This window comes from Leifsonia sp. LS1 (assembly GCF_020521355.1).
Taxonomy (GTDB): Bacteria; Actinomycetota; Actinomycetes; order Actinomycetales; family Microbacteriaceae; genus Leifsonia.
Genome location: NZ_BPER01000009.1, coordinates 68,232 through 93,492 on the forward strand (window position 1 = coordinate 68,232; position 25,261 = coordinate 93,492).

At 68.8% G+C, this 25,261-nt stretch carries 23 protein-coding genes and 2 pseudogenes; 11 read left to right on the forward strand and 14 right to left on the reverse strand.

The window, feature by feature from the left end; all coding sequences use genetic code 11:
* Nucleotides 1-66 precede the first annotated feature (66 nt).
* Nucleotides 67-2,205 (reverse strand): S9 family peptidase, encoded by a 2,139-nt coding sequence (locus LLS1_RS15760; RefSeq protein ID WP_226657017.1) that lies wholly within the window; start codon nucleotides 2,203-2,205, stop codon nucleotides 67-69.
* A 4-nt stretch (nucleotides 2,206-2,209) separates the two neighbouring features.
* Entirely contained in the window at nucleotides 2,210-3,661 is a 1,452-nt protein-coding gene (locus LLS1_RS15765) for an FUSC family protein (protein ID WP_226657018.1), read from the reverse strand.
* 85 nt (nucleotides 3,662-3,746) lie between these two features.
* On the opposite strand from LLS1_RS15765, the gene LLS1_RS15770 reads away from it, so the two are divergent.
* The 3 genes from LLS1_RS15770 (at nucleotide 3,747) to LLS1_RS15780 (ending at nucleotide 6,518) form a co-directional block, all read left to right on the forward strand.
* Nucleotides 3,747-5,450: an alpha-glucosidase gene (locus LLS1_RS15770; protein WP_226657020.1), complete on the forward strand. Its 1,704-nt coding sequence runs from the start codon at nucleotides 3,747-3,749 to the stop codon at nucleotides 5,448-5,450.
* A 91-nt stretch (nucleotides 5,451-5,541) separates the two neighbouring features.
* Nucleotides 5,542-5,976, forward strand: a complete 435-nt coding sequence (locus LLS1_RS15775; RefSeq protein WP_226657022.1) for an SRPBCC family protein — start codon at nucleotides 5,542-5,544, stop codon at nucleotides 5,974-5,976.
* Nucleotides 5,977-6,059: 83 nt separating this feature from the next.
* Entirely contained in the window at nucleotides 6,060-6,518 is a 459-nt protein-coding gene (locus LLS1_RS15780; RefSeq protein WP_226657222.1) for a hypothetical protein, read from the forward strand.
* A gap of 323 nt (nucleotides 6,519-6,841) precedes the next feature.
* Here the strand turns inward: LLS1_RS15780 and LLS1_RS15785 are convergent, their stop codons facing one another.
* Nucleotides 6,842-7,111, reverse strand: coding sequence for a hypothetical protein (locus LLS1_RS15785; protein ID WP_226657224.1), 270 nt, complete (start codon nucleotides 7,109-7,111; stop codon nucleotides 6,842-6,844).
* Between the two features lie 19 nt (nucleotides 7,112-7,130).
* Nucleotides 7,131-7,427: a DUF4190 domain-containing protein gene (locus LLS1_RS15790; RefSeq protein ID WP_223359284.1), complete on the reverse strand. Its 297-nt coding sequence runs from the start codon at nucleotides 7,425-7,427 to the stop codon at nucleotides 7,131-7,133.
* A 282-nt stretch (nucleotides 7,428-7,709) separates the two neighbouring features.
* On the opposite strand from LLS1_RS15790, the gene LLS1_RS15795 reads away from it, so the two are divergent.
* Nucleotides 7,710-9,176 carry a LuxR C-terminal-related transcriptional regulator gene (locus LLS1_RS15795; protein ID WP_226657024.1) on the forward strand — a complete coding sequence of 489 codons (1,467 nt, stop codon included), beginning with the start codon at nucleotides 7,710-7,712 and terminating at the stop codon, nucleotides 9,174-9,176.
* Between the two features lie 36 nt (nucleotides 9,177-9,212).
* Here LLS1_RS15795 and LLS1_RS15800 read toward each other — a convergent pair.
* Nucleotides 9,213-9,388 (reverse strand): annotated as a pseudogene (locus LLS1_RS15800) (IS3 family transposase); the annotation flags it as partial.
* On the opposite strand from LLS1_RS15800, the pseudogene LLS1_RS15805 reads away from it, so the two are divergent.
* Nucleotides 9,389-9,622, forward strand: a pseudogene (locus LLS1_RS15805) (IS5/IS1182 family transposase); the annotation flags it as partial. It lies immediately after the preceding pseudogene.
* Here the strand turns inward: LLS1_RS15805 and LLS1_RS15810 are convergent.
* From LLS1_RS15810 to LLS1_RS15820, 3 genes are all read right to left on the reverse strand, one after another.
* Nucleotides 9,619-10,203, reverse strand: coding sequence for a TetR/AcrR family transcriptional regulator (locus LLS1_RS15810; RefSeq protein ID WP_223359288.1), 585 nt, complete (start codon nucleotides 10,201-10,203; stop codon nucleotides 9,619-9,621). The pseudogene LLS1_RS15805 and the gene LLS1_RS15810 sit on opposite strands and share 4 nt — an antisense overlap.
* 56 nt (nucleotides 10,204-10,259) lie before the next feature.
* A complete protein-coding gene (locus LLS1_RS15815; RefSeq protein ID WP_226657026.1) occupies nucleotides 10,260-12,593 on the reverse strand; it encodes a transglycosylase domain-containing protein in 2,334 nt (777 codons plus the stop codon).
* A 106-nt stretch (nucleotides 12,594-12,699) separates the two neighbouring features.
* Entirely contained in the window at nucleotides 12,700-13,164 is a 465-nt protein-coding gene (locus tag LLS1_RS15820; protein WP_223359292.1) for a MarR family winged helix-turn-helix transcriptional regulator, read from the reverse strand.
* Between the two features lie 723 nt (nucleotides 13,165-13,887).
* Here LLS1_RS15820 and LLS1_RS15825 point away from each other — a divergent pair.
* Nucleotides 13,888-14,517, forward strand: a complete 630-nt coding sequence (locus LLS1_RS15825) for a hypothetical protein (RefSeq protein ID WP_226657027.1) — start codon at nucleotides 13,888-13,890, stop codon at nucleotides 14,515-14,517.
* Nucleotides 14,518-14,610: 93 nt separating this feature from the next.
* Here the strand turns inward: LLS1_RS15825 and LLS1_RS15830 are convergent, their stop codons facing one another.
* Together LLS1_RS15830 and LLS1_RS15835 are read right to left on the reverse strand one after the other, a co-directional pair.
* Nucleotides 14,611-15,249, reverse strand: a complete 639-nt coding sequence (locus LLS1_RS15830; protein ID WP_226657029.1) for a hypothetical protein — start codon at nucleotides 15,247-15,249, stop codon at nucleotides 14,611-14,613.
* Complete coding sequence (locus LLS1_RS15835) at nucleotides 15,249-15,761, reverse strand: helix-turn-helix domain-containing protein (protein ID WP_226657031.1); 513 nt, start codon at nucleotides 15,759-15,761, stop codon at nucleotides 15,249-15,251. Before LLS1_RS15835 ends, LLS1_RS15830 begins: the two co-directional genes overlap by 1 nt.
* Before the next feature lie 256 nt (nucleotides 15,762-16,017).
* Between LLS1_RS15835 and LLS1_RS15840 the strand changes: the two genes are divergently transcribed.
* Nucleotides 16,018-16,275: a hypothetical protein gene (locus LLS1_RS15840; RefSeq protein WP_226657033.1), complete on the forward strand. Its 258-nt coding sequence runs from the start codon at nucleotides 16,018-16,020 to the stop codon at nucleotides 16,273-16,275.
* An 844-nt stretch (nucleotides 16,276-17,119) separates the two neighbouring features.
* Here LLS1_RS15840 and LLS1_RS15845 read toward each other — a convergent pair.
* Nucleotides 17,120-18,166 (reverse strand): LLM class flavin-dependent oxidoreductase, encoded by a 1,047-nt coding sequence (locus LLS1_RS15845; RefSeq protein ID WP_226657035.1) that lies wholly within the window; start codon nucleotides 18,164-18,166, stop codon nucleotides 17,120-17,122.
* 78 nt (nucleotides 18,167-18,244) lie between these two features.
* Between LLS1_RS15845 and LLS1_RS15850 the strand changes: the two genes are divergently transcribed.
* Entirely contained in the window at nucleotides 18,245-18,901 is a 657-nt protein-coding gene (locus LLS1_RS15850) for a TetR/AcrR family transcriptional regulator (RefSeq protein WP_226657037.1), read from the forward strand.
* Nucleotides 18,902-18,925: 24 nt separating this feature from the next.
* On the opposite strand, the gene lpdA is transcribed toward LLS1_RS15850, so the two are convergent.
* The 3 genes from lpdA to LLS1_RS15865 form a co-directional block, all read right to left on the reverse strand.
* The gene (gene lpdA, locus LLS1_RS15855; protein ID WP_226657039.1) at nucleotides 18,926-20,326 is read right to left on the reverse strand and encodes a dihydrolipoyl dehydrogenase; all 1,401 of its coding nucleotides are present in this window, start codon (nucleotides 20,324-20,326) and stop codon (nucleotides 18,926-18,928) included.
* A gap of 28 nt (nucleotides 20,327-20,354) precedes the next feature.
* On the reverse strand, nucleotides 20,355-21,341 hold the full coding sequence (locus tag LLS1_RS15860; RefSeq protein ID WP_226657041.1) for a GlxA family transcriptional regulator: 987 nt from the start codon (nucleotides 21,339-21,341) through the stop codon (nucleotides 20,355-20,357).
* 79 nt (nucleotides 21,342-21,420) lie between these two features.
* Nucleotides 21,421-22,089, reverse strand: a complete 669-nt coding sequence (locus LLS1_RS15865; protein WP_226657043.1) for a nuclear transport factor 2 family protein — start codon at nucleotides 22,087-22,089, stop codon at nucleotides 21,421-21,423.
* A gap of 159 nt (nucleotides 22,090-22,248) precedes the next feature.
* Here LLS1_RS15865 and LLS1_RS15870 point away from each other — a divergent pair, with 159 nt between their 5' ends.
* The 3 genes from LLS1_RS15870 to LLS1_RS15880 all read left to right on the forward strand — a co-directional run bounded on the left by LLS1_RS15870 (nucleotide 22,249) and on the right by LLS1_RS15880 (nucleotide 25,152).
* Nucleotides 22,249-23,259 carry a zinc-binding alcohol dehydrogenase family protein gene (locus LLS1_RS15870; RefSeq protein ID WP_226657045.1) on the forward strand — a complete coding sequence of 337 codons (1,011 nt, stop codon included), beginning with the start codon at nucleotides 22,249-22,251 and terminating at the stop codon, nucleotides 23,257-23,259.
* 76 nt (nucleotides 23,260-23,335) lie between these two features.
* The gene (locus LLS1_RS15875; protein ID WP_226657047.1) at nucleotides 23,336-24,271 is read left to right on the forward strand and encodes an NADP-dependent oxidoreductase; all 936 of its coding nucleotides are present in this window, start codon (nucleotides 23,336-23,338) and stop codon (nucleotides 24,269-24,271) included.
* A 38-nt stretch (nucleotides 24,272-24,309) separates the two neighbouring features.
* Nucleotides 24,310-25,152, forward strand: a complete 843-nt coding sequence (locus LLS1_RS15880) for an enoyl-CoA hydratase/isomerase family protein (RefSeq protein WP_226657049.1) — start codon at nucleotides 24,310-24,312, stop codon at nucleotides 25,150-25,152.
* Nucleotides 25,153-25,261: the final 109 nt, after the last annotated feature.

Sequence of the window (25,261 nt, forward strand, 5' to 3'; positions counted from 1 at the left end):
TGCGCGCCGCGCAGCGGTGGTCCCGTACGCCGGCGTTCGCACCGGGGACGGCGCGGCTCGGCCCGCTCACTCGCCCGTCGGGTGGGCTCCGATCACGTCCAGCATCCAGGCGAGCGAGAACGCCCGTTCCCGCCAGGCCGAGTACCGGCCCGACACCCCGCCGTGGCCGGCGGCCATCTCGATCTTCAGGAGGGCGTCGGCGCCCGCGACGTCGCGCAGCTTCGCGACCCACTTCGCCGGCTCCACGTAGAGCACGCGGGTGTCGTTCAGGCTGGTCACGGCGAGGATGCGCGGGTACTGCGTCGCGCGCACGTTCTCGAGCGGCGAGTACGACTTCATGTAGGCGTAGACGTCCGCATCGTGCAGCGGGTCGCCCCACTCGTCCCACTCGATCACGGTGAGCGGGAGCGACGGGTCGAGGATGCTCGTCAGCGGGTCGACGAACGGCACCTCCGCCAGCACGCCGGCGAAGTACTTCGGCGCGAGGTTGGCGATCGCGCCCATGAGCAGGCCACCCGCGCTTCCGCCCTGGGCGACGAGGCGGGCGGGGGAGGTCCAGCCCTCGTCGATGAGGTGGCGCGCGCTCTCGACGAAGTCGGTGAAGGTGTTCTTCTTGTGGAGCTTCTTGCCGTTCTCGTACCAGAGCCGGCCGAGCTCGCCTCCGCCTCGCACGTGCGCGATCGCGAACACCACGCCGCGGTCGAGCAGGCTGAGGCGGGGGATGCCGAACGATGGGTCCATGCTCGCCTCGTACGACCCGTACCCGTAGAGAACGAGGGGAGCGGGCTCGCCGGGGGTGACCAGGTCTTTCCGGTAGACCAGGGAGATCGGGATGCGCGTTCCGTCGGCGGCCGTCGCCCACTCGCGCTTCTGCTCGAACAGCTCCGGGTCGAACTCGCCGAGCACGGGCTGGCGCTTGCGCAGGGCGAGCTCGCGCGTGCGCACGTCGTAGTCGTAGACGCTCGACGGGGTGACGAAGCTGCCGTAGCCGAGCCGGAGCGACGGCTGCGTCCACTCCGGGTTGCCGCCGACTCCGACCGTGAACAGCTCCTCGTCGAAGTGCAGCTCGTGGAGGGTGTCGTCGTCGGACCGCCCCTCCTCGGGGATGCAGGCGACGGCAACGCGGGTGAGCCCCTCGCGACGGTACTCGACGGCCACGAAGTCGCGGAACGCGTCGACCCCCTCGATGCGGATGCCGGGGTCGTGGGCCAGGATCGTCTTCCGCGGTCCCCGCGGATCCTCGGCGGAGACGCTCACCAGCTCGAAGTCGACCGCGTGGTCGTTGTGCACGATGAGGAGGCGGTCGCGACCGTTCACGACCGCGTGCTCCACGTCGTATTCGACGCCGTCCTTGCGCGGCCACACGACGGTGAACTCCCCGGCCGGGTCGTCGGTGCGCAGCAGCCAGGTCTCGCTCGTGATGTTGGAGCCCGCCTCGATGACGAGGAACCGGCGGCTGCGGGTCATGCCGACGCCGATCCAGAACCGCTCGTCCGGCTCGTGGAAGACCTGCGCGTCCTCCTCGCCGTCCGGGCCCTGGCCGACCCGGTGCCGCCAGACCGTGTCCGGTCGCCAGGCGTCGTCGACGGTCGTGTAGAAGACGTACTCGCCGGTCTGGTCGAAGAGCGCTCCCGCACCGGTTCCCTCGATCTCGTCGGGGAAGACGGTGCCCTCGTCGACGAGGGAGCGCACCCGCAGCGTGTAGCGCTCGTCGCCCTCCGTGTCGACGCCGTAGAGCAGGCGCGTGCCATCGGCGCTCACGTCGAAGCTGCCGAGCGCATAGAAGTCGTGGCCCTCCGCCTCCACGTTGTCGTCGAGGAGGATCTGCTCGCCCGGGAGGCCGGAGGCCTGCGCCGCGTCATCGAGCGCGGGCGGCTCCCAGTCGTCGGGGGAGGCGATCGGAGCGCGGCAATGGATGCCGTACTGCTGCCCCTCCACCGTGCGGGTGTAGTACCACCAATCGCCCTCACGCACGGGAACGCTCAAGTCGGTCTCGCGCGTGCGCCGTTTGATCTCCTCGAAGATCTGCTCCCGGAGCAGGGCGAGATGATCGGTGCGCGCGTTCGTGTACGCGTTCTCCTCGTGGAGGTGCGCGAGGACGGCCGGATCGTCCTTGTCGCGCAACCACTCGTACTCGTCGACGTAGACGTCTCCGTGGTGGACGCGTTCGGTCGGCTTCTTCGCGGTGGTCGGCGGGGTGAGCATGGATTCAGGCTACTGTGCCGCCGCGGAGCGCGGCAGCGAGCCCGACGAGTCGACGGTGCACCTCGTCGGGATCGAAGGGAGGGCGCAGGCTCGCGCGCGCGCGTCGGATGGCGAGGTCCACGCGTTTGTCGTCGTCCGTCTCCTCGACCCATTCCGCGACTGCCGGTCCGAGTCCGCACGCCGCTTCGACACAATCGATCGGCTGGATGCCCTTCGCGCCCAGCCGCCGTCGCGCCCGGTGTGCGGGTGCGAGCTCCTCCACCCGCCGGAGGGCCCAGCGGAAGGCCGCCTCGTCCTCCTCCGCGTCGTGGGCGGATCGGTCGGCGCCGGCCAGGGCGGCCAGCGCGGCCAGCAGGTCCGACAGACGGCGCCGCAGCACGTCGGACGAGCGCACGGGGAGGACGAACCAGGCTGCGCCGATGCCGAGCAGGGCGCCGACGACGATCGCGGCGACGCGCTCGGCGAGCAGGCCGGCCTCTCCGGCGGCCGGGCCGGTGCCGGCGACGTGCTGCAGCAGGGTGAGAACGATGGTGACCGCGAGCGCCCAGTACGCGTAGCTATATGCGCGCAGCCAGGTTCCGGCGAAGAGCGTGACGAAGACGAGGAGGGTCGTGGTCCTCACGTCCAGGGTCGGCAGCGACAGCAGGAGCAGGGCGATCACTGTCCCTCCCACGGCGCCCGTCACCCGCAGGCCGCTCTTGTGCAGCACATCCCCGCGCCCGCGGTTGCCGGCGTTCACGATGTACGCGGTGAGCACGATCCACATCGCGTGCGACGGGAAGAGCAGCCAGCCCGTCACGAAGGCCGCCGCCAGCGCCGTCGCCATCTGCACCGCCATCCGGGTGCTCGCGGGCAGGCGCCGCGACGGAGAACCGGATCGCGCCTCCGAGGGGCGGGATGCCGGACGCGTGGCGCGAGGCGGGTGAGCCGTCCCGTGCTGCGAGTGCCCCAGCCACGGCCGCATCAGGAGCTCCCGCGCCGCGGTCACCCAGAGCGTCGCAACGGCTCCCGCGCCCGCTGCCAGCAGGGCGGCCGGCCACCACGGCGTCCCGGGCGCCTCCGGAGCAGCGGGGACCACGAGCATGGCCGTCAACGGCAGGGCGATCAGCGCGCCCACACGTGCGCCGAGCGGTCCGAACCGGCGCAGCCAGATGGGGACGCTCATCCCGGCGATGAAGAGCACGGCGCCCAGCGGAGGAACATCGACGAGCAGCCGGCCGACACCGGCGGCGGCCATCCCGACGAGCGGCAGCGCCGCCGCGGAGCGGACGAACTCGCGCCGCCCCGCGAGATCGCGCCGGGCGAGACTGAGGGCGACAACGGTGGCGAGCACGGCCGGCTGGGTCGCCGCGGCCGGTCCCGCAATCGCGTTCACGGCCAGCCACACCGTGGCGCAGGCTCCCGCCGCCGCGGCCACGGTGACGAGGGCCGCGAGGCCGATACGCACGTGCTTCACGGGCATCATCGTCTCACTGCCCGGCGCCGCCCGGGACGCTTCGCCGCCACCGCAACGCCGGGCCGATGCCGAGTAGGGTGGGCGCGTGAACGACACGTGGTGGCAGTCAGCGGTGGTGTACCAGGTCTATCCGCGGAGCTTCGCGGACAGCGACGGCGACGGCATCGGCGACCTGCGCGGCGTCATCCAGCACCTCGACCACCTCCAAGCGCTCGGGGTCGACGTGGTCTGGCTGTCGCCGATCTACGCCTCCCCGCACGATGACAACGGCTACGACATCAGCGACTATCAGCGCATCGATCCGCTCTTCGGCACCCTCGACGACTTCGACGAGCTGCTCGCCGGGATGCACGAGCGCGGGATCAAGCTCGTGATGGATCTCGTCGTCAACCACACGTCGGACGAGCACCCCTGGTTCGTGGAGTCGGCGTCGAGCCGCGACAACCCCAAGCGCGACTGGTACTGGTGGAGGCCGCCGCGGGACGGCGCGCAGCCGGGGGAGCACGGCGCGGAGCCGACCAACTGGGGCTCGTTCTTCTCCGGCTCGGCCTGGCAGCTCGACGAGCAGACCGGCGAGTACTACCTCCACCTGTTCTCCCGCAAGCAGCCGGACCTCAACTGGGAGAACCCGGAGGTGCGCGACGCGGTCTACGCGATGATGAACTGGTGGCTGGATCGCGGCGTCGACGGGTTCCGGATGGACGTGGTCAACTTCCTCTCCAAGGACACCGCGCTCCCCGACGGCGTCGTCCCCACCGGCGGTCTCTACGGAGACGCGTATCCGTTCTTCGCCCAGGGGCCGCGCATCCATGAGTTCCTGCACGAGATGCACGAGCGGGTGTTCGCGGGGCGCGACGACCGCTACCTCACCGTGGGTGAGATGCCAGGGGTCGATATCGCCGAGGCGCGCCGCTTCACCGACCCCGCCCGAGGCGAGCTCGACATGGTGTTCCAGTTCGAGCACGTCGACCTCGACCATGGTCCCGGCGGCAAGTGGGACCACCGCGGCGCCTCCGTCCTCGAGCTGAAGCGCAACCTCGCGCAGTGGCAGGAGGGTCTGGCGGAAGTCGGCTGGAACAGCCTCTACTGGAACAACCACGACCAGCCGCGCGTTGTCAGCCGGTTCGGAGACGACGGCGAGCACCGCGTCGCGTCGGCCAAGGCTCTCGGGACGGTGCTGCACCTGCTCCGCGGCACGCCCTACGTCTATCAGGGCGAGGAACTCGGGATGACGAACGTGCCGTTCGACACCATCGACGACTTCCGCGACATCGAGACGCTCAACCACTACGCCGAGGCCGTCGACCTGCTCGGCGAGCCCGCCGACGAGGTGCTCGCCGCCCTGCGGCGCACGAGCAGGGACAACGCGCGCACGCCCATGCAGTGGACCGCGGGCCCGAACGCGGGGTTCACGACCGGCGAGCCGTGGATCGCCCCCAACCCGAACTTCACCGAGATCAACGCGGAGGCCGCGCGTTCCGACGACGACTCCGTCTTCGCGCACTACCGGGCGCTCATCGACCTCCGTCACCGCTCCCGTGCGGTCGCCGTCGGCGGGTTCGAGCTGGTGCTGCCGGACCACGAGCAGATCTTCGCGTACGAGCGGTCGACGGCGGACGAGTCGCTGCTCGTGCTGGTGAACCTGACCGGTGACGTGGCGCAGTACGACGACGCCGCGCTTCCCGGGTGGGGCGACGCCCGGGTGGTGCTGTCGTCCGGCGGCGCCGCGGCCCCGGCAGGGCTGACGGGGTCGCTGCGGGCGTGGGAGGCCGTCGTCCTGCAGCGCTGACCCCGGCCGGAGCCCGCCCACCCTTGCGCGCCGCCCCGCCGGGGTGTGGGATGGTCGGCGAGACGCGAGACGCGAGACGCGGGAGGCGGTCATGGGCGACTTCGTGGCGCGGGCAGAGGTGACGATCGCGGCGCCGAGGGGTGCCGTCTGGCAGGTGCTGACGTCGAACGGCGCGCATCCCGAGATCCTGTTCGGTGCCGAGGTGCGCTCGGACTGGAGGCTCGGTTCGCCGATCACCTGGACCGGCGAGTGGCAGGGCCGGTCGTTCGCGGACCACGGCCGGGTGATCGAGCTGGAGGACCGCGACGAGCCCTGGCGCATCGTGCTGACTCACTTCAGCCCGCTGTCGGGCCTTCCCGACGTGCCCGAGAACTACCACACCCTCCGCTTCGAGCTGGAGGAGACGCCCTCCGGCACGCGGGTCACGCTCGATCAGGACAACAACCCGACCAGGGAGGCCGCCGAGCACTCGCAGCGGAACTGGTCGCAGATGCTGGCGGGAGTGAAGGCGGTGGCGGAGGGCTGAAGGCCTAGGGCGCGTCTGAGAATGTCTTGGCCCAGGCGATGACGGCGTTGAGGACGACCGCGGCGCGGTAGATGACGGCGTGCTTGATCGGCGCGTTCTCCCAGATTGAGACCGACTCCGGTCGGGCTGGACCCGGTGAGGTGCCTGCATCCCGGCTGACTTCATGGCGGCTGCGGGATTTCGAGGGCACCGGGTCACTGCCGTTCGTCGATCTCGAGGCGACTGCCACGCACGCCTACCTCCCCCGTGAGGCGGCGTCGGTGCTGCGTCACCAGGAGCGTGAGAACCTCGACGTCGCTGACGTCCGCGGCCCCAACCGGCTCCTGGCGCGCGCAATTGCGAGCCGGCTCTACCCGCGAACCGACGTGCACGGCCATCCGCTCCATGCCGGCATCCGCCACATGTCCCGGCGCGGAGACTTCGAGTGCTGCGCCATCTTCGACGGCACGGCCGTCGAGCTGTGCGCCACTCACGACCTGAAGCGAACGGACCCAGCACTTCGCGCGGTGCTCGAACGATTCGGTATGGCGACCCACTCATGACGGCGCTCCCCGCCACCGTGGCGGGGACCAGGCCACGACGAGAAATCTCCTGGTGTGAGCATCAGCAGGCTCAGGCAGCTCCTTCAGCTCCTGGAGCTCTGCCCAGTGCTGTTCGAGTCCGACTCGTGTTGGGCTGACGCCCTGAGTGACGAGCGCCGGCGAGTGGTCATGACCCGGTTTCCCGGAACTGCAGCTGAGGAGTCGTGGCTCATTGAAGGTGTCTGTTCTCGACCCCTAGCGGGGTGTCCCAGCCGAGCGATCCGTGCCGGCGTCGGCGGTTAGAGAAGCCCTCGATGTACTCGAAGATCGCCTCCGCACGTCGCTCAGCCTGCGTGGTCCCGCCAGCTGGCGAGCACTTCGGCAGCCGGGCGGCTCGCGATGTCTGCGCGCACCGCGGCGAGAAGGCTGTTCGCCTCCTCCGCCCCGCCGGCGTCCATCCTGTGCAGCTCATGCGAGCCGTCCCGCAGCACGAGGTCGAAGTCGCCCGTGTGCTCCGCCGTCCCGTCGAAGAGGGCGGAGACGATGCCGCCGAGCGCGCCGAGCAGGCGGCCCGTTCGTCCCTGACGGCGTGGCTCGAGCGTCGCGGTGAGCATCGGGGGAGCGCCGAGCGGATCAGCCGTTGTTGACCTGGATCTGCCCGTTCGCCGCCGCATTCGCGAAGAGGACGAGGACGAGGATCAGCCAGAGCACGGTGACGACGACGGCGACGAACCCGATGACGATGCCTGCGATCGCGAGTCCGCGCCCGCGCTCACCCGTCCGCCGGATCTGCGACAGGGCGATGAAGCCCAGGATGATGCCCAGCAGAGAGACGAAGAAGGAGCCGACGAAGCCCACGATCGCGAGGACATTCCAGCGCTCGGAGCCAGGTGCGGTCGCAGGCTGGACAGGTTGGTACGGTGCGGACATGGGGTACCTCTCCTCGAGTGTGTAGGGCTCACTTTGTCAGATGGCCGGCGCCCCCGGAAACCCGAATCCGGGGGCGCCGTTGAGCCGCTACGGGGGAGGCGGCTGCTGCAAGTCTTCGGGTGTCCCACAGACGCCGCCCCGGCTCGCCACCAGCGTGGCGCCCCCGAGTGGGGCCGTCGCGGCGATCGGGGTGGACCAGGGGGTGAATCCGGGGGTGAATTCTTCACCGATCGGGGGCACCGGTGGCGAGAAGGTGCAGTGGCGGCGTGCTTACAATCGGGCGTGGGAGGCGAGAGTTCCGGAACGGGTGTGCGCCCCCAGCTGCCAGGAGCCGTGCGCGCAGCCGACGAGCTCATCGAGCTGGTGCAACGGGGCGCGACCCGCATACCGCCGCTCCTGCTCCAGCACGTCGCACTTTTCGATCCCGCTTCGATCCCACGCTCGCGCGGCTCTGTCAGCCGGCGCATGACGGCTGCCGTCATCATCGCGTCGACGCGGCTCGGGCGCCTGGACGACGCGGTCGAGCAGGCGCGACGCGAACTGCGCTCGGTGGGTGCCGTGCTGGAGGAACGCGATGTCGAGAGCGCCGAGGCCGTGCTGTGGTCGGCCATCGCCGAAGCATTCGCCTCGGCCGGCTGGTCACGCGAGGGGGCATCGTCCGCGTTGCGAGCCCTGGATGTCGCGGATCGAGAAGCCGATGCGTGGATCGTCCACCGTGGCCGTGCCCTCCTGGCCGTCTGCCGTGCGATGAACGGCGAATACGACGGCGCCGAGCGGGCGATCCGCGAGGGCGGGATGGTGGCGGATCTGACCGGCGCAGGCGCAGAGTCGACGTTCAACGACTACCCGTTCTTCCTTGCCGCGATCCTGGTCGCGTCAGCCGCGTTCGACAGCGCCCGGCTGCGGACGCTCTCGGAGCGGGTGCGCTCGATCGACCCGGAGGACGAGACGATGGAGGTCACCGCTCGTGCGGCGGAGGCGATGGCCCTCCTGGTCGACGGTCGCCTCGACCAGGCCGCCGCGGCCGTGGCGACGATCACCCACGGCACGGCCGGCGACCAGAGGCAGCACATGGTCCGGGGGTTCGCCCTCGGGATGCAGGCCGACATCCTCCTCGCCCGTGGCGATCCGCGTCGAGCGCTGCGACTGCTGGAGGGCGTCCCGTCCACCGGAAGCCACTCCCTGTGTTTCGACATGCAGCGCGCCTCGGCGCACCTCCAGCTCGGTCAGGAGCGGGAGGCGCTTGCGGCGACGGCGGGCTGCATCCGGCTGGGTGCCGAGCACTGCCTGCGCACCCTGCCGCCCCTCCTTCTCCGCCGGGCCATCGCGCTGGAGCGGCTCGGACACGAAGCGCGCGCGGATGCGTCGTTCGCGGAGGCGTTCCACCACATCCTGTCGTCCGGCTCGGCGACGCCCCTCCTGACGCTGCCGCACGCCGAGACGCTGAGGCTGCTGCACCGGCTGAGGGAGGCGAACCCCGACCTGGCTCCGCAGGCCGCTGAGATCGCGTCGCGGGTCGAGGCCGTGCCGCGCGATCCGGCGGAGCCGCCGTCGATGCCGAGGCTGTCGCCGCGAGAACAGGTTCTCGCTGATCGGCTGCGCTCCGGCGCCACGCTCACGCAGATCGCCCAGGACGGCCATGTGTCGATCAACACGATCAAGTCACAGGCGCGCAGTCTGTATGCCAAGCTCGACGTCTCGGGCCGCGACGAGGCGGTGTCGCTTCTGGAGCGGCGAGGCTACTTCTGAGGCCGCATCCGGAGGGAGTCTCCGACGGAGGGCATGGGCCGCGAGGGCCAGGTTCCGGTTCATGATGGACTCGAACTCGATCGGCGTCAAACGGCGGAGGCGGGCTTGCCTGCGACGCCGGTGGTAGGTGCGTTCGATCCAGGGATGATCGCGATGCGCAGTTCTTGCCGGGTGCGCCACGAGCGCCGGTTCAGAACGTTCTTCTGAAGCAGGAGCCCGACGACCAGAAGGGCCACCGCAAGCGTCGCGGATCGCGGGGCGGCCGCCCGGTCGGGCTCGACGTCGCCGACTACAAGAACCGTAACGTGATCGAGCACCGCTACTGCCACCTCGCACAATGGCGGGGCCTTGCCACCCGGTACGACAGGCACGCCGTCATCTACCGCGCCGCGGTCGTCCTCAACGCCGTCATCGCCTGGACCAAGACAGTGTCAGACACGCCCTAGTCGCCCAGTGCCTCGCGCAGGAACAGGTCGAGGAACAGGTCGAAAGCGGCGACCGTCGCGGTGCGGTCGTCACTGAGCAGGAAGCCAAACTGGAGTCCCGCGGCCGTGTCCACGAGCCCGTGCGCCAGGACGCCGGACCGGCGCGTGTCGACGCCCTGCTTTCGCAGCCACGCGCGGACGGTGTCGCGCCACTCGCTGAAGGCGGTCCCGATCCGGGTGCCGAGGTCGGGGTCGATCGGCTCGAGCACCCCGGCCTCGAACTGCAGGCGCAGTCCGGTGCGGTTGCTCTCGCGGAGCGAGTGACGGAACGCCTGGCGGTACCAATCGCGCAACTGCGTCCGATCGAATGACACGATGTCGAAGCCGACCTGCGACTCGTTCTGCTGTCGCACACCCTCCTCGAGGATGGCGTCGATCATCTCCTGCCGGGAGCCGAAGTGGTAGACGAACGAATAGGTGCTGACGCCCAACGCGGTGGCCAGGCTGCGGAAGGTCATGCGGGACAGCGGCTCGGTGGCCACATGCTCCATGATGCGGCTCAGCAGCTCCGGCTTGCGTGTCGGATCAGGTGTGCGTCCCACGCGCTAACGATAACGGAGGTTTCTTCACTTGTGGGAGGGGCAAAACCCGCCGTGGATCAGCCGCGTCCACCGCCCGGGCCACCTCCGCCGCCCGGGCCACCGCCCGGGCCGCCGCCCTGGCCGCCACCGCCTTGGCCGCCGCCTTGCCCTCCGCCGCCTTGCCCCGTGCCCGGCTGGGTGGGGTTCGTCGGCGTGCTCGGCTTCGGCGCGGGTGCCGAGTACAGGTACTTCGACGGCGGGGTCGGGAAGGCTCCGCCGCCGTAGGCCGCGTTGAGGGCGGCCACGATCGGCTTGACGATCGAGAACTTGACGTTGCCGCCGCCCACGCCCTGGAACCGCTGGCTGCGGAGCGCGACGGCGCCCTCCACGTTGCCCACCCAGGTCGCCTGCGCCGTCTTCGTGGTGGAGGTGACCAGCCAGTTCTCGAGCGAGTCGTCCGTGGTGCCGGTCTTGCCGAAGATCGGCACTCCGTCGCCGGGATTGGCGGAGGACGCGGTGCCGCCGCCGCGCAGCACGCCCTGCAGGGCGTAGATGGCCGCCGCCGCCACGCCCGGGTCGATCGGCGTGGTGGAGCACTGGGTCTTGGGCACGGCGTGCTCGCCGCCGTCGGCGTCGACGATCTTGTCGATCGCGACCGGGCTGCAGGCGACGCCGTTGTTGGCGATGCCGGCGTACGCGGTGGCCATGGTCAAGGGGGCGATGTAGTTCGTGCCGAGCACCGACGAGGGGTTCGACATGAAGGGGTTGATCGACTCATCGGCGCCGTGGACCAGGAGGTCCTGTGCGCGTTGCTTGATGCCGCACAGATCGAGCTGCGTCGCCATCTTGGCGAAGATCGTGTTGATCGACTGCGCCGTCGCGTTCATCACCGTCGTGCTGCCGACCGACTCGCCCTCGTCGTTCGCGACGTTCCACGGGGCACCGCCGATGTCGTTGCACGGGTCGCTCGCGTGGAAGGCGCTCTGCGGGAACGTGTGCTGCGTTCCGCTGACCGTCTGGTAGAGCGAGTGGCCCTCCTGCAGCCACTCGAGCAGGTCGAACGCCTTATACGAGGATCCGGTCTGGAAGCCCTGTGAGCCTCCGTAGTCGCTGTCCGTGTTGTAGTTGACGGCCGTGGTCCCGGGCGCCGGCTGCGCGGTGTTGTCGTACGGTCTGTTCTGCACCATCGTGATGACACGGCCGGTGCCGACTTCGACAGAGACATTGGACGCGCCGAGGTCGAGGTTGGGGCTCGTCGGCGGGATGTACGCGCTGAGCGCCGACTGCGCCGAGTTCTGCAGGTCCAGGTTGAGCGTCGTGTAAATCTTCAGGCCACCGCGGGTCAGGAAGCTGGTGCGGTCGTCGTCCGTCTTGCCGAAGGTCGGGTTCTGCTCGATGGTGCGCTCGACGTAGTCGCAGAAGAATGCGGCGTTGTACTGCTGCGCCGTCATGCAGCCGTTCTGCACCGGGGTGATCTTGGGCTCCACCGGCGTCGCGCGAGCCGCGTCGTGCTCCGCCTGGGTGATCTTGCCATTGACGAGCATCCTGTCGAGTACGTAGTTGCGGCGGTCGAGGGTCTCTTTGTACCCGTTGGCCGCGCCGTTCTCTTTGCTGTCCGGCTGGTCGATGCGCAGGTTGTCCGGGTTGTTCAGGATGGCGATGAGTGTCGCCGCCTGCTGCAGGTTGACGTCTTTCGCAGAGACCCCGAAGTAGTAGGAGGCCGCCGACTGCACCCCGTAGACCCGACCGCCGAAGAGCGCGATGTTCAGGTAGCTCTGCAGGATGTCGTTCTTCGAGTACTCCTTCTCGAGGCCGATCGAGTACCGCATCTCTTTGAGCTTGCGCGCCGGGTCGACTTCGGTGGCGTCGTTGTAGCACGACCGGTACGCGGCCAGCTGCTTCTTCTGCACTTCGGCGCTCGCGGTCAGGTCGGGCTGCTTGCTCTCGCAGCGCTGCACCAGGATGTTCTTCACGTACTGCTGCGTGATGGACGACCCGCCCTGCACCGACTTGTGCAGTGCCGTGAGCACCGCACCGCGCAGGGTGCCGGTCACGTCGATGCCGCCGTGCTCGTAGAAGCGGGGGTCCTCCGTGGCGATCGCGGCGTCCTTCAGGTTCTGCGAGATCGCATCCCAGCCCACCTCGACGCGGTTCTGGGAGTAGAAGGTCGCGATCGGGACCTCCTGGCCGTTGGAGCTCGCGTACATCGTCGAGGCCTGCGCGAGCGGCTCGACCTTGATGTACTCGGGGAGGCCGTCGAAGACGCCGATGGTCGAGTCGGCGGCCGAGCCGGTCAGGGCGACGGCAGGGGTCACCGCGGCCGCGGCGAGGACCCCGGCGATGCCGCTCAGCGCGACGAATCCGACGAGCGCAGGCGCCCACTTCCATCTTCTGCGAGTCGTCGAGGCCATGCGCGTCATGATACGCGTGGGATATGCCCGGCTCCCCGGGGCGACGCTCAGTTTGGGGAGAGTCGCGACCGAAACGTCAGGTGTGGAGGGATCCGTGCCGGGCTGATCAGGCTGCGCCGCGCAGCTTGTCGCAAAGCGCGGCGAGCGTCTCCAGCTCGTCGGGGTCGAGGCGGCCGCCGACGCGGCTGGTGATGGTCTGCATGTGCTCGACGGCCACGCTCCGGAACATCTCGAACCCGGTGTCGGTGAGCTTGATCAGGGTGCCGCGCGCATCCACGGGATCCGGGCATTTGGCGACGAGGCCGCGCGCCACGAGCCGGTCGACGAGCCGGCTGACGCTCGGCTGCGTGAGCAGCACGTGCTTGTTGAGGTCGCGCAGCCGCAGCCGGCGGTCGGGCTGGCGCGACAGATTGAAGAGCACGTCGTACTCGTTGAACGAGATGTCCTTCGTCGGGAACTCGGCCGCGAGGGATCGCATCACCGCGACCTGGGCCCGGAACAGGGATTCCCACGCCGCGACGGCGGTGACGCGATGACGGGCGGGAGAGGTCCCCGTGGCGCTGCTGCTCATGACGCCTGCCTCCTGGTTCGAACGCGTCTCAATGCATTCGCATCTTCTCATCATCCGCCGACAGAGCCATCCGTGCCAGCACGGGAGGGAGGGGGAGGGGCCGGGAGACAGATTGAGGGCCGGCCGCAGAGGCTAGCGGCCGGCCCTCTCCCTTGCACCAAGAGTGTCCTGCAATCACATTCCGCGATGGCTGCCACAGCAAACAACCATTGCTCTTGAACCATATAACGAAGAGGTAACGGAATCTAGTTATCAAGTCGTTATTTTTGCTGCGAGTTTTCTATGAGCGCCCGACGCGTCGTTTCTCATTCGATCTGGCCGTTTCTCGTTTGATTTGGCCGATGTATCACGCATTTGGCCGTTTTCTCATCGATTTGGCCGCTACGGCGCCCGGGATATGACGTGAGATGGAGCAGCGGGGCTTGGCGCACCCGTCATGCAAGGAGGCTCATCGTGGTGGTCGGAATGGCGGCGGTGACTCGATCGTCGCGCACTCATCTAGAAGTCGCGGAGTCCGGTGCGGCGTTTGTTGCGGTCGTATAGCGGGCGAGTGAGAGCGCCGGGTGGTTCGATTGCGTGACCGCGGATCGGTGGTTTTCTGTCGCCGTGGGGCGCATCGATACGCGGGTCGTAGGGCACCGGGGTTCGGGGTGGTTGATCGACGTGCGCTGTCCGCGTGTCGGGGAGGGTCAGCGTCCAGGTCGGATTTGTTTCAGTGTCTCGGTGAACTGGGTCAGCTTGGTGTCGAAGTCTTTGCCCAGCAGGCGTTCCCAGGGGCCGTTGGGGTCGGCCTTCGCGATGTCGTCGCGGAGGTCCTGTTCGAACCAGGGTGGGGTTTGGTACGAACAATCGATCGCGGGAGTCTCCAGCGATCCCATCTCCGCTAAGAAGTTCCGGGAACAGATCAAAGCGTGGGCGGAGCGCGAGGGCGTTGAGATGTACGCGCCGCCGAAGTTCGCCGAGATGACGTCGGCTTTGATCAATGACGTGATCCCGTCCAAGATTCACGGCCCGCACGGGGACGCGCCCTACGGGGATCTCTATTACTCACAGTTGTCGGCTGTCGCGCATGGTCAGAGCTTCGCGATCGCGATGTTCGCACAAGTTGACGTGCGCGAGGACCCCGCGGATGTGTCCCCGGCCGACATCAGCCTCCAAGCACCTCGGGGCCTGGCGCTCGATGACGCACAGACGATGCTCCGCTGCACCATTCATGCTGCAGCTCAGCTAGCTCATATCGCTTGGCCGCCCACGGCTGTGAACGATCGGTGGCGCGCCGCCTGCGACCGGGCATTGGCACGGTTCGCTGCTCTCGAAGGGTCTCCCCAGTGGGAGTATCCGACGTTCGACTGAGAAGCGAACCCGTAGCGGCAGTCAGGAGGACGTGTCCCCGTCCGTTGGGGGATCGTTTACCGCGCGACGAAGCGTGTCGGCTGCTTACCTACGTCAGACCCAGGCCATCTCGAACCACGCGGTGGCGGCTACGTAACCGACGAGAGTGACGAGGGCGAAGCGCGTCGGAGTGTCCAATGGGTTGCGTTTCGTGAACGCGAATGCAGAGTTCGCATTGAACAGGTGCAGCAGCAGGCCGCCGCCGAGCACCCCCACGAGCATCGACGGGCGCGCGGTGGTGACCACGACTGCGGCGAAGAACATGTACTCCGCGACGAACGTGAAACGCGGGTTACGCCATAGGCCGGCTCCGAGCCGATGGTCACCGATGCCGAATCCGATCACGGGCAGGTCCGGTTGATGTACGACAAGGTCCAATACCCAGTGAGACAGCGCCGCGAGCCAGAACACCAGCCCGGCCACGACGTTCTGATACGCCGACCCGATAACGACCGCAGGCAAGATAGCGATGAGGTTGCCGAGTACGAGCGAGTGCGAGAACGGGTACGCGTCGAAGCGAACCGCTCGCTGCAATGGGTCAGTGGGACTCACCGTGACACGCTCGACACCAACGATGACGAGCGCGGGCCACAGCAGGTCTGGCCACGCGACACCGACGGCGGCGGGCAGCACGGGGGACTCCGGAACGAGTGTGACGAGCGCGGCGGCGGCCGCATAGTGACCGATGTACATCAGCGTTGCTCGACGCCGGACCAGGTGGTCAGGTTGAGTGACGTCGCAGATAGCGGGAATCGGCTGTCCAGGTGCGGATCTATAAGGAACCGGAACGTGGCCTGCAAGATGAGCGAGCCGCCTGCCCAGTAAGCGGGGAGGACGAACCAGCCCCACCACGGCAGTACCCCGGTCATCGTCGTCGCGATCGTCGCCAACGTCACCACGAGTCCGACACCCCGGAAGACCAGTACTGCGCCCTGCGTCAGGGCATCGCGATGCTGTTGTTGTGCACGCTTGCGCGCATCCAACTCGTCGATCGCCGCCTGGAACTGCGTCGTCTCGACGTGAGCGAACAGATCGGACACTGGAACCTGGAGTGCACCCGCGATCAGGGCAAGCGTCTCCGGGCTCGCATCGCTCCCCGACTCAAGCCGCTGGATCGTACGCACAGCGACACCGGCCGCATCTGCAAGGCGCTCCTGCGTCCACCCTCGTGCCCGCCGCAGTTCGCTAATGCGCGCTTTATTCACGCCTCTCACAGTAGGAAACAAAAGTACGACAGAGCCACGACACGAACACGCCAATCACCCGCCACAGCGTCAAGTCGAGCCGTAAGTGACTCTCAGGACGGGGCGGACCCTCATGCAGTAGCCGGTGGATCAACGGGACACCGGCGCGACCCATCCCAATCTTGATGTTTCGCGGATTTCCACATGTTCGCGATTCCCGTAAGACCCGCCCGCGAAAATGCCCGGTGACGGTGCCCTAAACGCTTCACTCCGGATCATGCTCATCGGCTCTGCCCGCGTCTTCACCAACGCGCAGGCTCACCGCGCAAAAGTGGCTACCCTATTTGAGAAAAGTGGACTCGTCGGCGAATCGCACAATGGACAAATACCTGATCAGTTGAGAGTATTTGGTCAGATCAACTGGGAATTAACCTCCGAGCTGTCGTTTCTCAGCGCACGTGGCCGTTTCGCGTTTGATTGGACCACCGTCTCAAGCATTTGGCCGGTTTCTCATCGTTCTGGCCGCTTCCGGTGACTGTATTTTCTGTCTGACGTCGGACCGAATGCCGTTGGTCTCCCAATGCTACCTTGGCCGACTCGGCGGTCACGCGATGAAACTAGTCCCCGGGGCGCCTAGTAGGTTAGGCCTTCGGGAGTGGTCCTTCGGCGGAATGGACGCGCGGAAACACATCGCAGTCGAGCGGTCCATCGCTGTTGGAGCCCACGAGCCCGGACCGGGAGAGCCGATGGCGTTCTCGACTTTCGCACGAGCCGGGTCTCGGTCGCCGAGCCTTTGAGTCGGAGGTACTCGCTGCCACACTGAGTCCGTGGCCGTAGGGGCTGGATCGGTGGAGGGGTAGAGCTCTCCCCTGAAGACGAGCTGTCGCTCTGGACGGGGCGCGTCGTACGCACAGAGCTGCAGATCGAAGCTTCGGTGCGCGGAGCGCTCGACACGCTGGCCTCTCCAGGCGTGGGCGGAGCAACAATTCCATGGAGCTTCGGCCGGGTCCTCGAGAAAATGCCAGAGCTCCTTAACGCAGCCGAGCTGAATAGGCCGGTGCGGGAATGGAGTCTGGCTACGGTCGCTGAAATCCGCGCGCAACATGACATACGTAATCGAATCGTTCACGACATGTGGCTTCTCAGTCCCGGAGGTACCCGTGAGGTATCGCCCCGTGGCATTGCGCTCGCGCCCACTTCGCCTCGGCAATCCCATCTCGAAGCAGCTGGACGAGGCCATGCTCGCGGCGCAGAAGGCACAGCCGGCATGGGCTCGCGATGAGGCCGCTCGCCGGACAGCGCTTCTCGCGGCCGCGGATCGGGTCGAGGCACACGAGCCCGAGCTCGCGGATGAGTCGGGCCGCCTGACGCGTCCTCGCTCACGCGGCCTGGGACCGCAACCGGGGTGCGACCTGCGACGCGAACCGCTCCAGCGAGTCGCGCGCCGTCCTCCGTGGCATCCCGCCCCAGTCCGGTAGGAGCTGGAGGCGGTCGTAGTGCACGAGTTCGTGCAGCCTGGTCAGCTTGTCCGAGACCTCCTCGACGGTGCCGATGGCGCGCGCGACGTCGGGTGAGAATCCCGCCTCGAACTCCGCGGGAGTGACGTGGATGCCCGGCACGCCCGGCCGCTTGGGGGCGAGGAAGTCCCTGTAGTAGGGGTAGATCGCATGCGCCTCCTCCGAGTTCGCAGCGGTGAACGAGTGGAGACCGATCCCGAGGCGGAGGGAATCGAAGTGGCCGGCCCGGGCGCCCGCGGCGCGATAGACCTCGGCGAGGTGGGCGATGGTGTCGAACGAGGAGGCGATCGATCCGATCATCAGCGGGAGTCCGAGAGCCCCCGCCCGTTCAGCACTCGCCGGAGTGCCGCCGACTCCGATCCACACGGGCAGCCGCTCCTGCAAGGGAGTCGGAGCGATGAGGGCGCTGTGCAGGGGAGGGCGGAATCGTCCGCTCCACGTGATCGACCGCTGCTCGCGCAGCCGGAGCAGGAGGTCAAGACGTTCGGCGAAGACCTCGTCGTAGCTTTCCACCGGCACGCCAAAGAGCGCGAACGGTTCGATGAACGCACCGCGGCCGACCGTCAGCTCCGCTCGGCCTGTGCTGAGAAGGTCCAGCGTCGCGAAGTCCTCGAAAAGCCGCACCGGGTCGTTCGCGGCGAGGACGGTGACCGCGGTGCCCAGGCCGATGCGGCGTGTGCGCGCCGCGACGGCGGCGAGGACCACGGCGGGAGACGAGACCGCGAACTCGGGGCTGTGATGCTCGCCGACGGCGAACCCGTCGAGGCCGAGCTCCTCGGTGAGCAGCCCGAGTTCGACGATCTCGTTGGTCCGCTCCCTCAGGGAGACGGTTCGACCGTCGTGGGCGGTGCGCACGAAATCGGTGAGCGTGCCCGTGGTGATCTCCAGGGCGGGGCGTGCGGGGGACATGAAGTGCTCCGATCCATAAACGAACAGTTGTGTCCGTTTTAACGGGGTGCCGATCCGCGTATTCCCTAAGGTGGGGTCATGAGCACCGACTCGGCACCCGCACCTCGACGCGACGCCGCCCGCAACCGCGGCCTCCTCATCGCGGCCGCTCGGGAGATCTTCGCCAGGGACGGTCTGAATGCGCCGCTGGACCGCGTCGCGGAGCGGGCGGGCCTCTCGCGGGCCACGCTGTACCGGCACTTCCCCGATCGGGACGCCCTGTGGGAGGCCGTCGTCACGGCGCCGCTCTCCGACATCTGGCATCTGGCCCGACGCGCCGCCGCAGCATCCGACCCGCGGGAAGGGCTGATCGAATACCTCGTCGGCGTCGGGCAGCTGGAGTCCGGTCCGACGGGGTTCGCCGGGATCATGACGACACGATTCACCCGGGGGTCCCGTCTTGCGGCACTCCGCGAAAGCGTCCAGGAGGAGGTCGACGGAGTGGTCGGCCGTGCGGCGCGAGTAGCCGGCGTGCGTTCCGACCTCGCCGAGACGGATCTCGCGCTCGTGTCGATCGCGCTGGCCGCGGTCGTCGAACGGACGCGTGCCGTGGCTCCGGACGCCTGGAGGCGCCTGCTGCGACTCCTCCTGGAGGGGGTGCTGGAGCCGACAGAGGACCAGAACACCGACAAGCAACCCGTCCTCGACGTTCCGCCGCTGCGGAGGAACGAGGTGTGGCGCGCCTTCAGCGGCTAGGTCGCCACGCGTCCGCGGCGCGGACTACAGGTTGATGGCATGCCCCAGCAGTCCGTGGAACGCCTCCTGCAACGCCTCGCCGAGTGTCGGGTGGGTGTGGACGTTGCGCGCCAGCTCGAGCGCTCCGAGGTCCCATTTCTGGGCCAGCGTCAGCTCCGGGAGGAGCTCCGACACGTCGGCGCCGATCAGGTGTCCACCGAGCAGCTCGCCATAGCGTGCGTCGGCGACGAGCTTGACGAAGCCCGCCGGTTCACCGAGGCCCTGGGCCTTGCCATTGGCCTGGAAGGGGAAGCGGGACACGACCACCTCGTGTCCTTCGGCGCGGGCCTGCTCCTCGGTCAGCCCGAACGAGGCGACCTGCGGCTGGCAGAAGGTGGCGCGGGGCATCATCCGGTAGTCGCCGAGGGTCATCGTCTCCGCGCCGGCGATGGTCTCGGCGGCGACGACGCCCTGCGCCTCCGCCACGTGGGCGAGCTGAAGCTTGGCCGTCACGTCGCCGATCGCGTAGAGGTGCGGCACGGACGTGCGCATGTGGTCGTCGATCGCGATCGCCCCGCGCTCGGTGAGATCGACGCCGGTGTTCTCAAGCCCGTAGCCGGTGGTGCGCGGAGCGAAGCCGATCGATATGAGCGCCTTGTCCGCGATGAGGACGGACTCGGCTCCGGAAGCGTCGGTGATCGAGACGGATACGCCGGTCTCGGTGTCGGTGACGGAGTCGACGCGGGTTGACGAGCGGATCGTGACGCCGAGCTTTGCGAATTGTCGGGTGATCTCTTTGGAGATATCGGTGTCCTCGTTGGCGAGGGCGCGGTCGAGGAACTCGACGATGGTGACCTGGACGCCGAAGTTCGCGAAGATGTAGGCGAATTCCATGCCTATCGCTCCGGCGCCGACGATGACGATCGAGGACGGCAACTCGCGGTCGAGGATCTGCGTCTCGTACGTGACGACGTTCTCGCTCAGCTGCACGCCCGCGGGAACCCGGACGGTGGAGCCGGTGGCGATGATCGCGTCGTCGAACGTGACGGTCTCGGTGCCGCCGGCGGTGAGGGCGACCTCCAGCCGGCCGGCGTCGATGAAGGTGCCGAAGCCATCGATCTCGGTGATCGCGTTCTTCTTCATGAGGAAGTGGACGCCCTTCGCCCGACCGTCGGCGACCGTGCGGCTGCGGTCGACGGCGACGCCGTAGTCGAAGTTGACCTCCCCGCCGATCCCGAACGTCTCGGCTTCCCGTGTGAAGACGTGCGCGAGCTCGGCGTTGCGCAGCAGGGCCTTCGACGGGATGCACCCGATGTTGAGGCACACGCCTCCCCAGTATTGCTTCTCGATCACGGCGACCGTCTTGCCCAGCTGCGCTGCTCGGATGGCGGCGACATACCCGCCCGGTCCGGCTCCCAGAACGACGACATCGAAATGCATGGCCATGAAAGACTCTCCTCAGGTGGGTGCGGGTTCAGGCGAACTGCGGTCGTGTGGGCGACGGGCGGGTCGACGCGGTGCGGAACGTGCGGCGGTAGGCCATCGGCGACACCCCGAGTGCCGCGGCGAGGTGGTTCCGCAGCGAGGTCGCCGTCGCATAGCCGACGGTCGCGGCGATCGCGTCGATGCCGACATCCGTGGTCTCCAGGAGCTCCCGGGCGAGGGCGAGCCGTTGCCGGGTGAGCCACTGACGCGGCGCGAGCCCCGTCTCCGCCCGGAACCGTCGGGTGAAGGTGCGTTCGCTCATGTTGGCGTGCCTCGACAGCTGGGACACGGTCAGCGGCTCGCCGAGTCGTTCGAGCGCCCACGCGCGGGTGGCGGAGGTCGACACGTTGTGGGCGTCGGGCACGGGACGTTCGATGAACTGCGCCTGGCCGCCATCCCGGTGCGGGGCGACGACGCAGCGCCGGGCCGCGCGGGTCGCGAGTTCGGAGCCGTGGTCGAGGCGGATCAGGTGCAGGCAGAGGTCGATGCCGGCGGCTGCTCCGGCCGAGGTGAGGATGTCGCCGGCGTCGACGAAGAGCACGTTCTCGTCGAGTTCGACGTCGGGGTACCACTTCCGGAACAGGGGTTCGCACTGCCAGTGGGTCGTGGCGGTGCGCCCCGCGAGGATGCCGGCGGCGGCCAGCGTGAATCCTCCCGTGCAGATCGAGACGACCCGTGCCCCCGGCCGGATCTGCGACAGCGCGTAGCGCATGTCGTCGTCGAGCTCCGGTTTCAGGAAGGACGGGTCGACAGGGGCGACGATCACCGTGTCCGCCGTCCGCAGCGCCTCCGGGCCGGCGGCGGGGAGGACGTCGAACCCGGCGTTCGTGGTGATCGCCCGGCCGGTCGCGGTGCAGAGGACGACCTCGTAGGCGCCGTCGGTCGCACCGAAGATGCGCGACGGGATGCCGAGCTCGAAGGGGTAGGCGCCCTCCTGGGCGATCACGACGACGCGGTGCGGTGTCTCGACGGTCATGACTTGATCGTAACCCCACGACAGATTCCCGCCACACCGAGGCGGGTCCGGAGACGTGCCGGACGCGATGCGGGACGCGTCAGAAGGATCCGTTCCCGTGCGGGAGGCTCGGGGGCACCGGTACGACCAGCCCCCAGTGCTCGACTATCCTGCCGTCGGCGACGCGCCAGACGTCGTTGACGATCACCGGCGTCTCCGCGACGCCCTCCGACCGGGTGTACACGAGGTCGCCCTCGGCGATGACCGTGTGGAGGGCGGAGTAGACGACTCCCTCGGTCAGGCGGAGGTCGGAGGCGACGGAGTCGGACCGCGCTTCTGCGGCACCGCCGATCAGAGCCTCGCGCACCCACGTCGAGACCAGCGAGCGGTTCGCGTCGGTGTCGGCCGCGGCGTCCGGAGCGGCGTTCGTGGAGACGGAGGCGCCGGCGAGCGGGCCGAGAGCGTCCCAGTGCTCGACGATGCGGCCGTCCTCGACCCGCCAGACGTCGTAGCCGGCGAGAGGGACCGGCGCGAACCCCGTGAAGACGCCCTCGGTGATCGCCAGATCGCCGTCGGCGAGGACGCGCACCAGCTCGTAGCCGTTCGCCTCGGTCAGCCGGCTCACGAGTCCCCGCAGCCCGTCGACGCCATCCGGCGCGAGCGCTGAATGCTGCACGTAAACCGGACCGAACAGGTCGTCGACGGCCGACAGGTCTTTCTGGTTGAACAGCCGCTCGGTGGCGGCGACGACGATATCTTCTGTCGACATGGGTCTCCTCCGTTGCGGCGCCGACCGGCGCCGTCCGACGGACGTTACCGAACCCGCCGGCGCCCCCGGAAGCGATCAAACGGTCAGCTTTCGCCACTTTCGTGCCGAACAGCCCGGAGCGCATCGACTCCGACGCGGGCGGCATAGAACCCTGGAGCCATGACCGAGGCCACGAACACCCAGATCGGATACTCCGCGAACCTGCCCGCCTCCGACCCTGGTGCATTCGAGGTGCGCTCGTCGCCCCTCCCCGCGCCCCGCCCGGGCGAGGTGGTCGTGCGGGTCGAGGCGGTGTCCGTCAATCCCGTCGACGTGAAGCTGCGGGCCGGATCGCCCGCGCGCGGCTTCCGTGTGCTGGGCTTCGATGCTGCCGGCGTGGTGACCGGGGTCGGCGACGGCGTAGCGGGTTTCGCCGCCGGCGACGAGGTCTTCTACGCGGGCAGCATCGCGCGCCCGGGATCCAACCAGCGGTACCAGGCGGTGGAGGCCCGCCTGGTCGGACGCAAGCCGGCGAACGTCTCGTTCGGAGAGGCGGCATCGCTGCCGCTCACCTCCTTGACGGCCTGGGAGGCCGCCTTCGACCGGCTCGGGATCACCGACAGCTCAGAGGGCTACCTCCTCGTCGTCGGTGCGAGCGGGGGCGTCGGCTCGGTGCTGCTGCAGCTGGTCCGCGCGCGAGCGCCGAGGGTGCGGACGATCGGAACCGCGGGCGCGGCGAACGCCGACTGGGTTCGGTCCATGGGAGCGCACGAGGTGGTCGATCACCGTGGCGATCTGGTGGAGCAGGTGCGCGCGCTGGCGCCGGAGGGAGTCAGCTGGCTGTTCACCTCGCATTCCCGGCATCAGGAGGCGGTCTATGCGCGTGTGGTCCAGCCGTTCGGCCGGATCGTGGCGATCGACGACGGCGCGCGGGATGTCGCCCCGCTCAAGGACAAGAGCATCGGCTGGCTGTGGGAGCTGATGTTCACCGATCCTCTGCACCTACCCGACTCGCATCACCAGGCGTGGATCCTCGATCAGGTCGCGGCGCTCGTGGAGGCGGGCGCGGTCCGACCGACCGTCACCTCGGACCTCGGGACGATCTCCGCCGAGTCGCTCGGCCGTGCCCACGCGGCCGTGGAGAGCGGCCGAACCGTGGGGAAGATCGTCCTCGAAGGCTGGGCGATTTGACGGGTTGGCGCGAACGTATCCAAACCTGACGTTCCAGTCATTGGTCCGCGCCACCGGTCTTCCTAGCGTGGAAGGCATGGCAGAGACGATGCGTGCGATCATCCAGGACGAGCTCGGTGGGCCCGATGTCCTCCACGAGGCGACGGTCGATCGCCACGAGCCGGGGATCGGTCAGGTGCTGCTGCGGGTGTCGGCGGCCGGCGTGAACCCGGCGGACGGGATGAACCGGCAGACCGGTCTCTTCAGCGGGCCGCCGCCCTTCGTCCTCGGGTGGGACGTGTCCGGCGTGGTCGAGAAGGTCGGCCCCGGGGTGACGGTGCTCTCCGCCGGCGACGAGGTCTTCGGTCTCCTCCCGTTCCCGCGAGGGGGCGGCGCATACGCCGAGTTCGCCATCGCCCCCGCCCGGGCCCTCGTGCCGAAGCCGGCCCGCCTGTCGCACGTGGAGGCGGCAGCTCTCCCGCTCGCCGGCCTGACCGCATGGCAGGCGCTGGTCGAGACGGCAGGCGTCGGAGCGGGCACCCGGGTGTTGATCACCGGCGCCGCGGGCGGGGTGGGGCATCTGGCTGTGCAGCTCGCCGCGGCCCGTGGTGCGCACGTCATCGCGCTGACCTCGGAGGCGAACGCGGACTACGTGCGCTCCCTGGGCGCTGCGGAGGTGCTGGATTACCGCGCCGTCGACTTCGGCGAGGTTCTCGACGACCTCGATGTCGTCCTCGACGTGGTGGGCGGTGACTACCCGCTGAAGGCACTCCGCACTCTCCGGCCCGGCGGCTTCCTCGTCTCCACGCTGCCGCAGAGCCTCGCGGCCGCGGTCCCGGCCGCAGCGGAGCAGGGCATCCGGGTGGCCGGTCTCTTCGTCGAGTCTGACCGGCTCGGGCTCTCCGCCCTCGCCGAGCTGGCAGCGGAGGGGCGGCTCGTCCCGAGGATCGCCGCGACCTACCCGCTGGACGAGGCGGCGGCCGCGCACGCCGCGAAGCACGGCGCCGGCAAGGTCGTCCTCGTCGGCTTCTGACTATCCCCGCCCACCATCCGTTCGAAAGGCCCCCGCACATGACCGACTCCCCGATAAAGCTGACCCGGACGAGCGCCCGGCTCGCCCGTATCACGTTCGCCAGCGCCCCCGTCAACCTCGTCACCGGCGCGATCGCGCAGCGGCTCCACGAGATCGTGGACGAACTCGCCGCCGATGCGGACCTGCAGGTGCTGGTCTTCGACAGTGCGGTGCCGGACTTCTTCCTGAACCACTTCGATCTTGCGCACCTCGCCGACTTCCCGGAACCGGACGTCGCGACGGGCAGGCAGGCGTGGACCGACATCGCGGTGAAGCTCTCGACCGCGCCGTACATCACCGTCGGGGTCATCCGGGGGCGGACGCGCGGTGGTGGCAACGAGCTCGCACTGGCTCTCGACCTGCGCTACGCCAGCCTGGAGAAGGCGTTCTTCGGGCAGCCCGAGGTCGGTACCGCCGTGGTCCCCGGCGGTGGGGGCACCGAGCGCCTTCCGCGCCTGGTGGGTCGCGACCGCGCCCTCGAGGCCGTGCTGACCTCCTTCGACTACGACGCGGTCACCGCCGAGAGGTGGGGCTGGGTCACCCGTGCCCTGCCCGACGCCGAACTGGACGCCTTCGTGGACGGGCTCGTCGCCCGCCTGGCCGCCTTCGACCGGACCGCGCTCGCGACCGCCAAGCGCATGATCAACCGGGCCGCGCTCCCGCCGGAGTCGGACCTGGACGCCGCCTACGCCGAATTCCTCGAGACGACGACGCTGCCCGGCTACCTCGCGCGGGCGGCGGCCCCGGCTCCGGCGGGCCAGCAGGCGGTGGAGATCGAATACCGCCTCGGTGAGGTTCTGGGCCTGGCCGCACTGCGTCGACAGGCGGCCGAGGATGAGTGAGTGAGGTCGCCGTTCGGCATCGACCTTCGCGACGAAGTGCGTGCGCGACCCTCCGGGCGCGCCCGCATCTGCCCACCTCAGTTGAGGACGAACTGCTGGCGGGTGCAAC

Coding starts and splice junctions, on each gene's coding strand:
- LLS1_RS15760 (WP_226657017.1), bottom strand. CDS start 2,205: ATGCTCACCCCGCCGACCACCGCGAAGAAGCCGACCGAACGCGTCCAC.
- LLS1_RS15775 (WP_226657022.1), top strand. CDS start 5,542: ATGGGCGACTTCGTGGCGCGGGCAGAGGTGACGATCGCGGCGCCGAGG.
- LLS1_RS15785 (WP_226657224.1), bottom strand. CDS start 7,111: ATGCTCACCGCGACGCTCGAGCCACGCCGTCAGGGACGAACGGGCCGC.
- LLS1_RS15790 (WP_223359284.1), bottom strand. CDS start 7,427: ATGTCCGCACCGTACCAACCTGTCCAGCCTGCGACCGCACCTGGCTCC.
- LLS1_RS15815 (WP_226657026.1), bottom strand. CDS start 12,593: ATGGCCTCGACGACTCGCAGAAGATGGAAGTGGGCGCCTGCGCTCGTC.
- LLS1_RS15820 (WP_223359292.1), bottom strand. CDS start 13,164: ATGAGCAGCAGCGCCACGGGGACCTCTCCCGCCCGTCATCGCGTCACC.
- LLS1_RS15830 (WP_226657029.1), bottom strand. CDS start 15,249: ATGTACATCGGTCACTATGCGGCCGCCGCCGCGCTCGTCACACTCGTT.
- LLS1_RS15840 (WP_226657033.1), top strand. CDS start 16,018: ATGCTCATCGGCTCTGCCCGCGTCTTCACCAACGCGCAGGCTCACCGC.
- LLS1_RS15845 (WP_226657035.1), bottom strand. CDS start 18,166: ATGTCCCCCGCACGCCCCGCCCTGGAGATCACCACGGGCACGCTCACC.
- LLS1_RS15850 (WP_226657037.1), top strand. CDS start 18,245: ATGAGCACCGACTCGGCACCCGCACCTCGACGCGACGCCGCCCGCAAC.
- lpdA (WP_226657039.1), bottom strand. CDS start 20,326: ATGGCCATGCATTTCGATGTCGTCGTTCTGGGAGCCGGACCGGGCGGG.
- LLS1_RS15860 (WP_226657041.1), bottom strand. CDS start 21,341: ATGACCGTCGAGACACCGCACCGCGTCGTCGTGATCGCCCAGGAGGGC.
- LLS1_RS15865 (WP_226657043.1), bottom strand. CDS start 22,089: ATGTCGACAGAAGATATCGTCGTCGCCGCCACCGAGCGGCTGTTCAAC.
- LLS1_RS15870 (WP_226657045.1), top strand. CDS start 22,249: ATGACCGAGGCCACGAACACCCAGATCGGATACTCCGCGAACCTGCCC.
- LLS1_RS15875 (WP_226657047.1), top strand. CDS start 23,336: ATGGCAGAGACGATGCGTGCGATCATCCAGGACGAGCTCGGTGGGCCC.
- LLS1_RS15880 (WP_226657049.1), top strand. CDS start 24,310: ATGACCGACTCCCCGATAAAGCTGACCCGGACGAGCGCCCGGCTCGCC.